We start from the raw sequence: 13,855 nt of genomic DNA on the forward strand, positions 1-13,855 counted from the left end.
GTTGGCGGGAGAGTTGCCTTTTGAAATGCCTCTGGTAGAAATGCGCAAGAAGATTGCCGAGCTGAAGCAGTTCGGTGAAGAGAAGGGCATTGATTTTACGGATGAAATTATCCGGCTTGAAGAACGTTACCGCGTGCTTGCGGATGAAATTTACAGCAATATTTCCGCCTCCCAGAAGATGCATCTGGCCCGGCATCACGGACGTCCGACCTCGCTTGATCTGATCGGGCTGATTTTTACGGATTTCCTGGAACTGCACGGCGACCGCCTGTTCGGGGATGATCTGGCCGTTGTCGGCGGCATTGCGAAGCTGAACGGCGTGCCGGTTACGGTAATCGGACAGCAGCGCGGCAAGGATACGAAGGATAACATCCAGCGCTTTTTCGGCAGCGCGCACCCGGAGGGGTTCCGCAAGGCCATGCGGCTGATGAAGCAGGCGGAGAAATTCCGCCGCCCGATCATTACCTTTATCGACACCAAGGGAGCTTACCCGGGGAATACGGCGGAGGAACGCGGGCAGTCTGAAGCCATTGCACGCAATCTCTATGAGATGTCCCAGCTGGCTGTGCCGGTCATCTGTGTCGTCATCGGCGAAGGCGGAAGCGGCGGGGCTCTGGCTTTGGCTGTGGGCAACCGTGTACTGATGCTGGAGCATGCCATCTATTCGGCGATCTCGCCGAACGGCGCAGCCTCCATTCTGTGGAAGGATGCCTCCAAAGCGGAGCAGGCTGCCGAAGCGATGAAGATTACCGCAGCGGATCTGCTTGGGATGGAAGTCATCGAGGAGATCGTCCCGGAACCGCGGGGCGGCGCGCATCAGGATTACGAGAATGCTGCGGCCAACATCAAGGAAGCCGTGTGGCGCCATTTGCAGGAACTGTCCAGTCTGGATGCCGCTGAGCTCAAGGAGGACCGTTACCGCAAATTCCGCAAAATCGGCGAGTTTGCCGAAGGTACCCAAGAGTCTCTATTACCTGAAGAAGAAGTCCAGAACGTGGAGTAGAGTAACAATTTCATTTGCACTTTCACACATATGGAAGTTCTTTCCGGTCTGGAGCCCTGGAAGACTGGATTATACATTTGTTTCCATAGGAATCATCCCGCAGCGCTCGCGGGATGATTTTTATTTTGGTGACAGATTGCGTAAATTCGACGTAAATTTACAGAGTAAACACGCTGGAACATTGATTTTGTGTCCAAGTTGCAGTAATATTCATTAGGGCGCAGTAAAAGGTGCATGTGATATAGTTCCTATACAAACATTAAGCCTTATAGTAGATTTTGTAGTTGGAAAAAGTGAGACAGAGAGAACGAAAAAACGGAGGAAAACCTAATGCGGAAAAGTAAAATTGTATGTACGATCGGACCTGCAAGTGAATCGTTGGAGAACATCAAAAAATTGATTTTGGCTGGTATGAATGTAGCCCGTCTGAACTTCTCCCACGGCGATTTTGAAGAGCACGGCAACCGGATCAAAACGATTCGTCAGGCTTCCCAGGAACTGGGCAAGACCGTTGCTATCCTGCTTGACACCAAAGGACCAGAAATTCGTACAGGCAAGCTGGAAGTAGAACCGATTGAACTGGTTCAGGACGAGTACCTGACATTGACTACGGAAGAAATCCTTGGCGATCAAAACCGTATCTCTATCACTTACAGCGACCTTCCTAACGACGTTTCGGTTGGATCAACAATCCTGATCGATGACGGTCTTATCGGACTTACAGTTGTAGACATTCAAGGCACTGAAATCAAGACCCGTATTGTTAACGGCGGTACAATCAAGAGCAAAAAAGGCGTTAACGTACCAGGAGTTTCCATCTCCCTGCCGGGTATTACGGAAAAAGACACCAACGATATCGTTTTCGGGATCGGACAGGACATCGATTTTATCGCCGCTTCCTTCGTTCGCAAAGCCAGCGACGTTCTGGAAATCCGTGCACTGCTTGAGAAGCACAATGCTTCCCACATCCAAATCATCTCCAAGATCGAAAACCAGGAAGGCGTCGACAACCTTGATGAAATCCTGGCAGTATCTGACGGTCTGATGGTTGCCCGCGGTGACCTCGGCGTAGAAATTCCTGCTGAAGATGTACCTTTGGCTCAAAAGCTGATGATCAAAAAATGTAACATTGCCGGCAAGCCGGTAATCACAGCTACCCAAATGCTGGATTCCATGCAGCGCAACCCGCGTCCTACCCGCGCTGAAGCGAGTGACGTAGCTAACGCTATCTTCGACGGTACTGATGCAATCATGCTGTCCGGTGAAACAGCTGCCGGGAAATATCCGGTAGAATCCGTACTGACCATGTCCCGCATTGCCGAAAAAGCAGAATCTGCCCTGAACCACCGTGAAATCTTCATGAAGCAGCAGATCGCGCAAGAAACAACTGTTACTGAAGCTATCAGCCAATCCGTAGCGATCTCCGCTCTGGACCTGAATGCTAAAGCTATTCTTTCTTCGACTGTAACCGGCCACACTGCACGCGTGGTTTCCAAATACCGTCCTAAATCCCAAATCATCGCTGTTACGACTCAAGAAAGAACTATGCGTCAGCTGGCTCTGGTATGGGGCGTAACTCCAGTATTCGGCAAAGAAGCTACCTCTACTGACGAACTGCTGGCTACTGCACTGCAAGGCGGTAAAGCTTCCGGTCTGGTAAAAGCAGGAGATCTCGTTGTGATCACTGCCGGTATCCCGCTGGGACGTTCCGGTTCCACTAACCTCGTGAAAGTGGATACGATTCCTGCCGACTAAGACAGGCTTCATTTCCATAACGGATAAAAGAGATAAGCAAAAAAGCAATGGTGTAATTCGCCATTGCTTTTTTGCTTGATATCACGGCTTTGAATGATTATATTTGATTGAGGGTTTTTTGAGAGCGCTTGTTGCTTTGGTGCGGATAAAAACAGGGCTTTTCAGGTACGCTTGCGAGAGGCCTTTTGGATATAGACGTTTTACTGTAAATGCATCACCCTTGGCATTGGGACTCGAGGGTACGGCGACTGTAACCTTGTTCTGGATCATGATGCCGCCGTTTGCAGGCTTAAGCCTGGGGCTAATCCCGTTGACCTGGCAGCAGCGGAAGTTCACAGATGAGGTTTTGGCGAGATTGGCAACGGTTCCCCCGACCTGCGGCGCTTCCATGATCCATTCGGCAGAGGACTGCGGGCCGTTATAGCGCCGGATGATGCGGAAGGTCCAGTGCTTGCTCAGGTTGCATAGCCGGATGCACCATTTACCTGGGCTGAGCTTTACAATGCTGGCCCGGATAAGGTCTCCTGGGGACACGGGAAGCGGTATGACGGTCTCGGCCTCGGGGAGAATCTCCCACCAGGCATAATAATGAACGGTTCCGTTCATGGATTCATGGCCGGTGCCTGTCTGGATCAGACTGCTGTTTTTGAAACCGTCGATTCCGATCCAGGCCGAAGAATAAGTAGGCTTAGCCGTAGGTTTTACGTAGGGGACTGTCCACTCGGCCGAGATCCGCCGGAAGGCGCCTTTCTTGCCGGTAATGGCATATCCGCTCCAGTTGCTTGACGTCCAGCCGAAGCCGGTATTCCGGGTCCGGCCTGTATTGGATTTGTCAGCTAGACAGGGCCGACTGCGCTGAAATCTATGAACTGTGCTCACTTGTCCACCGCCTTTTATAAGGTTCTGCTCTATCTAATGCAGTGGAGTCTCGTAAAGTATGGGTTATCTGTTAAAAAGGAATGGAGAGGACTACTAGCACCTATGAACAAACTAATGAAGCTGCGCGGCTTCTATCTTTTTTTGGGATTGGCCGGGGGCTCCTTCGGCTCATATCTGACCCTGCTGCTGAAGAATAACGGCATGGCTGTCAGCCAGATCGGTATGATGATGGCGGCCGGTACGCTGATTGCCATTTGTATTCAACCGGTGTGGGGTTTGATTGCTGACAGATACAACCAGGCGCGTCTTGTGCTGATCCTCAGTGTGGCTGTACCTGCAGTGCTGGCAGGCTTTTACCGGTTCGACTATTTTGTCGTTATGCTGCTGATCTACACGGTGTCTACCATCTTCTCGGCTACACAGGCGCCTATCGCCGATTCTTACGCCATTGCAGCCGCGAACAAGGCCGGGTCATCATACGGCAGCATCCGGATGATGATGAGCATAGGGGCGGCCGTAGGGGCCTATGCGGGCGGGCAGTATATTGAGCTGTTTTCGGTATCGACCATCTGGCTGCCCTTTCTGCTTCTGAGCTCAGTAGCTGTAATATTCGCGTTGACGCTGCCCAGACAGGCGGAAGAAAACCATATGATGACCCAATCCTTTTCACAGGGTGTGAAGCAGCTGCTCAGCAACCGGATTTTTCTCGCTTTTCTCGGCGGATGCTTTCTGGTGAACCAGACGATGGCTGCGTTCGGCACTTATTTTGTAGTGGCTTTTCAGTCTGTGGGGGGTTCGGCGAGCTACGCCGGGATTGCCCTGTTTATCGCTTCTTTTACCAATGTGCCTTCCATGCTCTATGCCTCAAAGGTTATCCGCAAGCTGGGGCGTGAACGCACGCTGCTGATCGGAGCGCTTATTTATGTGCTGCGCTGGGGCATACAGGTAGCTTTTCCGTATCCTTCGGTTATGGTCGGAGTACAGGTTCTGCATGGCCTATCCTTCGGACTTTTCTATATTGCTGCGGTTGAATATGTATCCCAGATTACATCCTCAGAAATTCAGGCGACCGGCCAAAGCGTCTTTAATATTGTCTTCTCCGGGTTTGCGGGAATTCTCGGAAATCTGCTGAACGGCCTGCTGCTAAGTAGCGGGGGTGTCGGGCTGATGAATCTGGCCTGTATGCTGAGTGCTGCTGTCGGATCGGTGCTGCTGCTCTATGTGGCCAGAAGCTCGCGCCGCAAGGTGCAGCTGCCGGCGTCTTCGAACGGCCTGAGCCTGTGAGTTCAGGCTTCAGGCTGCAGCTGTGTCTGCCATTGACTACTGAAAGGGGCGATTTGTTATGAAATCACGTGAACCGGTGCCGGCCAGCCGCTGGTACAGCACCGCTTTCCGCGTAAGATATCAGGAGACGGACCAGATGGGCGTGGTTTACCATGCCAACTATCTGAGCTGGTTTGAGAGCGGGCGGACCGAAATGTTCCGCGGGCTTGGCTTTGCCTATCGTTCGCTTGAGGAAATGGGTGTAATGCTTCCCGTGACCGCTGCAGATTTGCAATTTAAAAGTCCGGCACGCTATGATGATCTTATCGCCGTGTATGCACGGCTCAGCGTCTTTTCGCCTCTGAGGGTTGTATACGAATACGAAATCCGCCGGCTGGCGGACCTCACTGGCAGCGGTTCCGGCTATAGTTCCGGATCAGGTGCTGCGTCTGGTCCGGCGGATGCTCCGCTTGCGGGCGAGCTTCTGGTCAGCGGTTCAACCTCTCATGTCTGGCTGAACAAGGACTGGAAGCCGGTAAGGCTGGACCGGGCGCTGCCCGAGCTGTACAATGCCATTACCGGGGCGCTGAGGGAAGAAGGAGGAACATAATGATTAGAAGCAAATGGCTGTGGGCTGCTATGTTTGTAATCCCGGCCGTGGAATTATTCGGGTTTATTTATGTGGCGGGTTTTATCGGTGCGCCCAAAACACTGCTCATCATGGTCGTTACATCGGTAATCGGTTTTCTGATGATGCAATTTGAAGGCAAAAAGGTGCTGCAGGACAGTAAGGTGCAAATGCAGGAAGGCAAGGTGCCTGGACGGACAATGCTGGACGGACTTTGTATCTTTTTCGGCGGCCTGATGCTGATCCTGCCCGGCTTCGTTACGGATATAATCGGTTTTTCACTGGTGTTTCCGCTGACCCGGCCGCTTTACCGGGTTTTTCTGCTGAAATGGATTGAGAAAAAAATGAAAAACGGCACCTTCACTTTTTACCGGAGGTAAGGGCGAAGCTGCCGTTTGGAATGGATAGATAGCCGGGTTAGTTGAACCTAGTTGCAATTAGTTGAGGGTTATTATTGTAGCGTCTTTGTCCGCAATGCGGCAGGGGCGCTTTTTGTTTGGTTAAGGGTAGGGGGTGGGGCAGCTGGCGAGGAGCGGGTGAGTTCTGAAAACAGATTGGCCATTTTTGTTCCGGAGAACGGGAATACATGCTCGGGGTGGAGTAAGCAGGGGCATTGGTGGACAGTATGGAAAAAGCTAAATATTACGTCAACAAAACCTCAGCAAAACCTCAGCAAAACCTCAGCAAAACCTCAGCAAAACCTCAGCAAAACCTCAGCAAAACCTCAGCAAATACCTTGACAAATACCTTGACAAATACCTCGACAATACATCAACAATGGACGTTTCACCTATACCAGACAATACCAGACCATGCTGAAGAGCACGGACAATCCTGAATGGCGCCGGGGCCAATGCTGAATAGCAACTGGACAATCCTGAATAGTACAAGGTCAATGCTAAAGAGCACCGAGAATACAGAATAGCACAGACCAATACTAAACAGAACCATACAATCTTGAATAGCACCGGACAAACCTGAACAGTGTCACAAAGCGCCGGCTAAACAATTGTGAGACTGATGGATTAATAGTGTATGCAAATGTCCAGTGCTTACTGCTGTTTGAAAAAGTAACACAGGCAGCAGGCTGGCGGACCGAGGCGACCTTATTTGATATGTATGAGACACTGTGCAAAACTAACGGACCGAAGCGGTGCGACCCCCTAATTCCGGAGTCTCCTATTTAAAATCGACTCTTGTCGTAGGCTTACTCTATATTTCGCCTTTTTCCTCGGCCAGAAGAAGGCGGATCGGTCTTCTAGGCTCATGACCCACTCTGAAAATTTGGCCGGTGGCATTCTGCGAAGACTGGTATGCATTCTGCGGTTGTTGTAGAAGTCCATGTACCCGTCTACGGCTTCATAGGCGTCTTCAAACGTTGCGAATTCTTCCTTGCCAAATAGATCTCTCTCCATGTTGCTGTGGAACGATTCAATAAAAGCATTGAGATCCGGCGTTCGAGGCGGAATCCGTTCGTGTGTAATCTCCCAACCTTCGCACATATCTCCAAAAAGGTGGCTCACGAACTGTGGTCCATTGTCGGTTCGTATCACTGGGCGTTCGCTGTGATTCGTACAGTGAGAGTCCATCGCTCTCCAAAGCGTCTGACAGACATGCTTCGCCTCACACGACGATCCTCTGTAGTAGCCGACGATGACACGGGTGAATACATCGATAATGCTAAGGACGAAAAAATGCCTGTCGCGACCCGCGACGTAACCATATTTAATGTCCATCTGCCAGAGCTGGTTACATCCGGTGATGACTCGGTTCTCTGGCAGCTTCCGGGGATGCTTGAAGCGCTTCTGACGTTGTGGCTGCAGGATATCTAGTGCCTTACACAGCCGGTAGCTCTTCTTATGGTTCAGCTTTAACCTGTACTGATTCCACAAGCATTCCGCAAGCAGCTTGTACCCGTACACGTGCTCTTCTCCAGAAATCAATTCCAGAAGCCACTCTTGAATTTGCTCGTCGCTAATCTTCTCCCCTGACTCCGTAAGGGAATAACCCGGTACAGGTCTCCCGCGCCCACCTTGAGCTGCTTGCGGGGATTGCAACTTGCGCTTGATATGGTCATAGTATGTGGACTCCGCCAGCCCAATGATACGCAGCACCAGGACTGCTGAATTCCCCTGCTTAATGAACCGCTCGGCTACCTTGATTTTCTCGGATAAGCAGGGGTTGGCTTTTTTAGCAGTTCACGTAGAATCTCGATCTCCAGATCTTTTTCTCCAAGCATTTTGACGGCCTTCTCGTATTTCTGCTCGACCTCAAGAAGGCGCTTCAGCTCTTCTGCCTGCTCCTGGGGATAGGGATGCTCTTGTTCGCCATGCTGTTCCCGATAATCCCTTACCCACTGATTCACCGTACCCGGGGTAACACCATATTTTCTAGCAACAACCGCTGCCTTAATGCCAGACAAGACCTCCTGTGCAGCCTTCTCTCTCTGTTCGGACATTTTCCCCATTGTGCTCATCCTCCTCATGTATAAAGTCTACATTTTTATGGGGGAGGACTCCAACTACATTAGGGGGCTGTGGAGGAAGAGCCCTTATTTCCTCTGAAATTGCTGATTTTGCTTCAAATATCTGCAAATAAAGGCTGTGGAGTCCGTTAGCTTGATAAAGACCCGATTATGGCGAAAATAAGGTCATCTGTGTCCGTTAGTCGCAGACACTAAGTCATTCGGAGGCAAAAATGCCCTTGATTCCGCTGCAAACAGCTGGAACGGACCAATCAAAGGCAAAAATGCCCTTGATTCCGCTGCAAACAGCCGGAACGGACCAATCAAAGGCAAAAATGCCCTTGATTCCGCTGCAAACAGCCGGAACGAACAAATCAGAGGCAAAAATGCCTCTGATCTGGCCGCAAGCAGCCGGAACGGACCAATCAAAGGCAAAAATGCCCTTGATTCCGCCGCAAGCAGCTGGAACGGACCAATCAAAGGCAAAAATGCCCTTGATTCCGCCGCAAACAGCCGGAACGAATAAATCAGAGGCAGAAATGCCTCTGATCCGGCCCAACGCGGCATTCCAGCCGACCACCCCTGTTGCCGCGTATGCCGCACCACAGCCGGCTAATGCAATTTGCCGCTCATGATGTAGCTGTGCAGCGCCCGGAAGACGCCGGCGCGGTTGAAAGCGCCCAGAACAACCAGCACGACCGGGCCGATCAGGATGCCGAGCATGCCGAACAGCTGGAGTCCGGCGAACACGCCGATCAGCATGGAGAGCGGGTCTACCCCGATGCTGCTGGCCAGCACCTTCGGCTCCAGCACCTGCCGGGTGATGAGGATAATGCCGTATAGCACCAGCAGGCCGATTGCGAGCGCCAGATTGCCGGTCATATAGGAGTACAGCGCCCAGGGCAGCATGATGATGCCTACACCAAGGTAAGGGATTGTATCGATCAGGCCGATGGTGAGTCCGATGACAAAGGCAGAATTGACGCCAAGCAGCAGGAGTCCGATGATGACAATAAATGCAGTGACGGATATAAGCACTGCCTGGGCCCGTATATAGCCGACCAGCGCTTTGCGCAGATCATTCCAAATGTTAGTCACCGGGCGGAGCAGGGGGGCGGGCAGCAGTCCGGTCAGCCTGGCATTATGGCGCTCCCAGCCGGTACTGAGGAAAAAGGCGGCCAGCAAAATGACAACCAGAATTGTGCCGAGACTCGGCAGCGCCGACACCAGCTTCAGAATCATATTGAAGAATCCGGTTATCAGGTCTGTAACAAACTGGCCGACGGTTTCTGTGGTCCGGTTAATATTGCTGTCAATTGTATCGTGGTAGCCGGGGTTATCGTGGTAAAACTGGTTGATCTGGTTAATAATATTCTGAATACTGGCATTGCGGCTGAGTGACAGCAGCAGCTCACGCCATTCATCCGTATGGAGGTCGAAGGTCTGGAGCAGCACGATAAGCTCTTTGACAAGACGGGTAATCAGTGCTGTCAATACCAGTGCCGTTCCCCCAATATAAAAGAGCAGAGACAGCACCACAGCCAGCCAGCCAGGCAGCTTAAAGCCCTTGAGAATCAGCACCAGCGGATGAATGAGATAGGCCAGCAGCCAGGCAAGCAGCAGCGGATAGAGCAGAGGCAGCAGTATATATACGGCCAGCAGCAGGCCTGCTCCGGCTAATATGACCCACAGGCCGCGCAGCACCTTTTTGACAAGCAGTGAGTCCATTGTCCATTTCCTCCCGTCAGGCTGAATTCAGGCTGAATAACAGCTCGTCTAATGTATATTCAGCTGACAGATTTGCAGACTATGAATTGCGGAGAAATGAGACGGAACCCTCAAAACAGGGCATTACATATACACTGAAAGCGCAATCATGAAACAATGAAGCGGAATGTTTTTTTCTATCCCTCCGATAAAATCATTTGATGCCGAACAAAGCTTCCACGTTGTTCACATAACCGTCAAAATCCGGTATGATAATTAAAGCTTCTGTTTCGAAAGTTAGTTGCAATCCCTGGAAGGGGTATTACCGCCTATTTTTTCATGATTATTATCCTTCAAATTGTAAATGTTTTCATGATGTCAGGAACGGCTTGTACACCCTCGTTGGCAAAGGAGAGATATACTATGACAGCTACTAAAGGCCTGGAAGGCATCGTCGCCACGACTTCCTCGATCAGCTCGATTGTGGATGGCGTACTCACTTACCGCGGATACGATATTGATGATCTGGCGGCAAACGCGACATTTGAAGAGACTGCTTATTTGCTGTGGTTCGGCAATCTGCCGACAACTCCGGAGCTGCAGACTCTGCAGCGTGACCTCAGCGCCTTTGCGCAGGTTCCGGATGAGGTCATTGCCCAGATGAAGCTTTATCCCAAGGAAACGAACACGATGGCCGCGCTGCGTACCGCCGTATCCAGCCTTGCGCTGTACGATGAAGCCGCCGATGATATGAGCCGTGAAGCCAATGAGATAAAAGCAGTGAAGCTGCAGGCGCAGATCCCTACCCTTGTAGCAGCGCTGGCGCGCATCCGCAAGGGCCTTGAGCCTGTAGCCCCCAAAGAAGGCGTTACGATCGCCGAGAATTTCCTGTATATGCTCTGGGGCAGACAGCCTGATATTGTGTCCGTCAAAGCACTGGATGCGGCGCTTGTGCTGCATGCCGACCACGAGCTGAATGCGTCCACTTTTGCCAGCCGGGTGACTGTGGCTACACTATCGGATATTTATTCCGGTGTAACCTCTGCCATCGGTGCGCTGAAAGGCCCGCTGCACGGCGGTGCGAATGAAGCGGTCATGAAGATGCTGGAGGAAATCGGCAGTCTGGATGCTGTGGAGCCGTATATCAACGGCAAGCTTGAGCGGCGTGAGAAGATTATGGGCTTCGGACACCGCGTTTACAAGAACGGCGATCCGCGCGCCAAGCACCTGATGAAGATGTCCCAGGAGCTTGGAACCATGAAGAATGATACTACACTCTATGATATGTCTGTGAAGATTGAAGAGCTGATCACCGGGCAAAAAGGTTTGAAGCCGAACGTAGACTTCTACTCGGCCTCTGTGTATACACAGCTGGGTATCGAACGCGAGCTGTTCACCCCGATCTTTGCGATCAGCCGCACTTCGGGCTGGACTGCACATATCCTGGAGCAATACGAGGACAACCGCATTATCCGTCCGCGTGCGGAATATACAGGAATGCTTGAGCAGAAATATGTGCCGGTAGACGAGAGATAATAAGGGGACTTGCAGCCTGAAGCCCCCCTTAGTAGAATTAGAGCTAGCACTTTGCAGTACCGGTGAACCCGGCAGACGTATTCTGAAGCGCCCTGTCTTTTGGATGGGCGAAGGTTTTACGGAAGGCGTCTGCCGCTACTATACTTTTTTAGGAGGAATCCCCACACATGTTGAAACTGGAGAAATATGATCTGCCGACTGAAGGCGAACAAATTACGATTGAAGATGGCAAACTGGTGGTTCCTGCTAATCCGATTATTCCGTTTATCGAAGGCGACGGCACAGGACGCGATATTTGGAAAGCATCCAAGCGGGTGCTGGATGCTGCTGTTGAGAAAGCGTACGGCGGGGAGAAAAGAATAGCCTGGTACGAAGTATTTGCCGGCGAGAAGGCCTTCAATACATATGGTGAATGGCTGCCGAATGATACGCTGGAAGCAATCCGTGAGTATATCGTAGCGATCAAGGGCCCGCTGACAACGCCGATCGGCGGTGGTATCCGTTCCCTGAACGTGGCGCTGCGCCAGGAGCTGGACCTGTATGTGTGTCTGCGTCCTGTACGTTATTTTGACGGTGTGCCTTCACCGGTGAAGCATCCGGAGCTTGTGGATATGGTTATTTTCCGTGAGAACACAGAGGATATTTATGCCGGTATTGAGTATAAAGAAGGCTCTGAAGAAGTGAAGAAAGTGATCGAATTCCTTCAGAAGGAAATGGGCGTCAACAAAATCCGCTTCCCGGAAACCTCCGGTATCGGTATCAAGCCGGTATCCTCAGAAGGTTCGAAGCGTCTGGTGCGCTCTGCAGTTGAATATGCAATCAAACACGGACGCAAGAGCGTTACCCTGGTGCATAAGGGCAACATCATGAAATTTACAGAAGGCGCATTTAAGAACTGGGGATACGAGGTGGCTGAGCAGGAGTTCGGCGACAAGGTATTCACCTGGAACCAGTACGATCTGATTAAAGAGAAGGATGGCGAAGCAGCGGCCAATGCAGCCCAGAATGACGCAATTGCTGCCGGCAAAATCATCATCAAGGACGCTATTGCAGATATCGCGCTGCAGCAGGTGCTGACACGCCCGACAGACTTCGATGTTATCGCTACACTGAATCTGAACGGGGACTACCTGTCTGACGCCCTGGCTGCACAGATTGGCGGTATCGGCATCGCGCCGGGAGCGAACATCAACTATGTGACCGGACATGCGATCTTTGAAGCGACTCACGGCACGGCGCCTAAGTACGCTGACAAGGACGTTGTAAATCCGGGTTCCGTTATCCTTTCCGGGGTTATGCTGCTTGAGCATCTCGGCTGGCAGGAAGCTGCGGATCTGATCTACAAAGGCATGAGCACCGCGATCAATAACAAGACGGTAACTTATGACTTTGCCCGTCAAATGGAAGGCGCAACAGAGCTGAAATGCTCCGCCTTTGCTGACGAAATTATCAAAAACCTGTAAGCTGTAAGATGAAATACTCGGGCCGGAGGAAGCTGCATGCTTCCGAGGCCCGTTTTGTGCGAGAAGGGCTATAAATAAAAATTAATATAAAATTCAGGAGGTCTACCATTGGCTATCAAACGTTATAAGATCACGGTCGTGGGCGCCGGATTTACTGGTGCGACTACGGCGTTAATGCTTGCCCAGAAGGAGCTCGGCAATGTCGTCCTGCTGGATATCCCGCAGCTGGAGAACCCGACCAAAGGGAAGGCGCTGGACATGCTGGAAGCGGGTCCGGTCCAGAAGTTTGACAGCCAGATCACCGGAACCTCCGATTTCGAGGATGCGGCCGATTCGGATATCGTCATTATTACCGCAGGTATTGCCCGGAAGCCTGGAATGAGCCGCGATGATCTGGTCAATACCAATGCTTCGATTGTGAAGTCTGTATGCGAGAACATCAAGCGTGTCGCTCCTGAGTCTATTGTCATTATCCTTAGCAATCCTGTTGATGCGATGACCTATGTGGCTTATAATGCCCTGGAATTCCCGAAAAACCGTGTGATCGGACAATCCGGGGTACTGGATACTGCCCGCTACTGCACCTTTATCGCCCAGGAGCTTAATGTTTCCGTAGAGGATGTGCGAGGCTTCGTTCTCGGCGGACACGGAGACGATATGGTTCCGCTTGTACGTTATTCCAGTGTGGGTGGCATTCCGGTGGACAAGCTGATTCCGGAGGAGCGCATTGCCGAGATCGTGCAGCGTACCCGTGTAGGCGGCGGAGAGATCGTCAGTCTGCTCGGCAACGGGAGCGCTTACTATGCTCCGGCAGCTTCCCTGGTGCAGATGACTGAAGCTATTCTGAAGGATAAGAAGCGGATTATTCCGGTTATTGCCCTGCTTGAAGGTGAATACGGCTATGACAGCCTCTTCATGGGAGTACCTGTGCTGCTGGGCGCAAACGGCATTGAGAAGATCTATGAGCTGGAGCTCACAGCAGAAGAGCAGGCGGCACTGGACAAGTCGGCAGATTCCGTACGGGCAGTTACATCCGCAGTGAATATCTGATCCTTATAACCCGGCAAGACCCGTTTGATTTTGTGCCAAAGAATGGGCTTTCTTTTCTTATGCGGCAGAGTAAGTTATAATTAAAGTGTAACTTATATCACAGCGAT

General features: G+C 51.5%; 14 protein-coding genes. 9 read left to right on the forward strand and 5 right to left on the reverse strand.

What is annotated here, in order from left to right; translation table 11 throughout:
• Position 1: 1 nt before the first annotated feature.
• Together AC4G46_RS10745 and pyk are read left to right on the forward strand one after the other, a co-directional pair.
• The gene (locus AC4G46_RS10745) at positions 2-1,003 is read left to right on the forward strand and encodes an acetyl-CoA carboxylase carboxyltransferase subunit alpha (RefSeq protein ID WP_491127925.1); all 1,002 of its coding nucleotides are present in this window, start codon (positions 2-4) and stop codon (positions 1,001-1,003) included.
• Positions 1,004-1,333: 330 nt separating this feature from the next.
• Positions 1,334-2,758 (forward strand): pyruvate kinase, encoded by a 1,425-nt coding sequence (gene pyk / locus AC4G46_RS10750; RefSeq protein WP_039871757.1) that lies wholly within the window; start codon positions 1,334-1,336, stop codon positions 2,756-2,758.
• A gap of 81 nt (positions 2,759-2,839) precedes the next feature.
• On the opposite strand, the gene AC4G46_RS10755 is transcribed toward pyk, so the two are convergent.
• Positions 2,840-3,637, reverse strand: a complete 798-nt coding sequence (locus tag AC4G46_RS10755) for a G1 family glutamic endopeptidase (RefSeq protein WP_491127926.1) — start codon at positions 3,635-3,637, stop codon at positions 2,840-2,842.
• Between the two features lie 102 nt (positions 3,638-3,739).
• On the opposite strand from AC4G46_RS10755, the gene AC4G46_RS10760 reads away from it, so the two are divergent.
• From AC4G46_RS10760 to AC4G46_RS10775, 4 genes are all read left to right on the forward strand, one after another.
• Positions 3,740-4,921 (forward strand): MFS transporter, encoded by a 1,182-nt coding sequence (locus AC4G46_RS10760; RefSeq protein WP_491127927.1) that lies wholly within the window; start codon positions 3,740-3,742, stop codon positions 4,919-4,921.
• A gap of 58 nt (positions 4,922-4,979) precedes the next feature.
• On the forward strand, positions 4,980-5,510 hold the full coding sequence (locus AC4G46_RS10765) for an acyl-CoA thioesterase (protein ID WP_491127928.1): 531 nt from the start codon (positions 4,980-4,982) through the stop codon (positions 5,508-5,510).
• Positions 5,510-5,908, forward strand: coding sequence for an FxsA family protein (locus AC4G46_RS10770; protein WP_068729664.1), 399 nt, complete (start codon positions 5,510-5,512; stop codon positions 5,906-5,908). The genes AC4G46_RS10765 and AC4G46_RS10770 overlap by 1 nt, the downstream gene beginning before the upstream one ends.
• A gap of 236 nt (positions 5,909-6,144) precedes the next feature.
• Entirely contained in the window at positions 6,145-6,366 is a 222-nt protein-coding gene (locus tag AC4G46_RS10775) for a hypothetical protein (protein WP_491127929.1), read from the forward strand.
• A 325-nt stretch (positions 6,367-6,691) separates the two neighbouring features.
• Here the strand turns inward: AC4G46_RS10775 and AC4G46_RS10780 are convergent, their stop codons facing one another.
• The 4 genes from AC4G46_RS10780 to ytvI all read right to left on the reverse strand — a co-directional run bounded on the left by AC4G46_RS10780 (position 6,692) and on the right by ytvI (position 9,720).
• Positions 6,692-7,642, reverse strand: coding sequence for an IS3 family transposase (locus AC4G46_RS10780; RefSeq protein ID WP_491127930.1), 951 nt, complete (start codon positions 7,640-7,642; stop codon positions 6,692-6,694).
• Positions 7,643-7,680: 38 nt separating this feature from the next.
• Positions 7,681-7,995, reverse strand: coding sequence for a helix-turn-helix domain-containing protein (locus AC4G46_RS10785; protein ID WP_491124359.1), 315 nt, complete (start codon positions 7,993-7,995; stop codon positions 7,681-7,683).
• A gap of 214 nt (positions 7,996-8,209) precedes the next feature.
• Positions 8,210-8,572 (reverse strand): hypothetical protein, encoded by a 363-nt coding sequence (locus tag AC4G46_RS10790; protein ID WP_491127931.1) that lies wholly within the window; start codon positions 8,570-8,572, stop codon positions 8,210-8,212.
• A 32-nt stretch (positions 8,573-8,604) separates the two neighbouring features.
• Positions 8,605-9,720: a sporulation integral membrane protein YtvI gene (gene ytvI, locus AC4G46_RS10795; protein WP_491127932.1), complete on the reverse strand. Its 1,116-nt coding sequence runs from the start codon at positions 9,718-9,720 to the stop codon at positions 8,605-8,607.
• A 402-nt stretch (positions 9,721-10,122) separates the two neighbouring features.
• Here ytvI and citZ point away from each other — a divergent pair, with 402 nt between their 5' ends.
• From citZ to mdh, 3 genes are all read left to right on the forward strand, one after another.
• Complete coding sequence (gene citZ, locus AC4G46_RS10800; protein WP_491127933.1) at positions 10,123-11,235, forward strand: citrate synthase; 1,113 nt, start codon at positions 10,123-10,125, stop codon at positions 11,233-11,235.
• Between the two features lie 167 nt (positions 11,236-11,402).
• Complete coding sequence (icd, locus tag AC4G46_RS10805; protein ID WP_491127934.1) at positions 11,403-12,698, forward strand: NADP-dependent isocitrate dehydrogenase; 1,296 nt, start codon at positions 11,403-11,405, stop codon at positions 12,696-12,698.
• Positions 12,699-12,806: 108 nt separating this feature from the next.
• Entirely contained in the window at positions 12,807-13,748 is a 942-nt protein-coding gene (gene mdh / locus AC4G46_RS10810) for a malate dehydrogenase (protein WP_491127935.1), read from the forward strand.
• Positions 13,749-13,855: the final 107 nt, after the last annotated feature.

This window comes from Paenibacillus sp. fava2, from assembly GCF_058313675.1.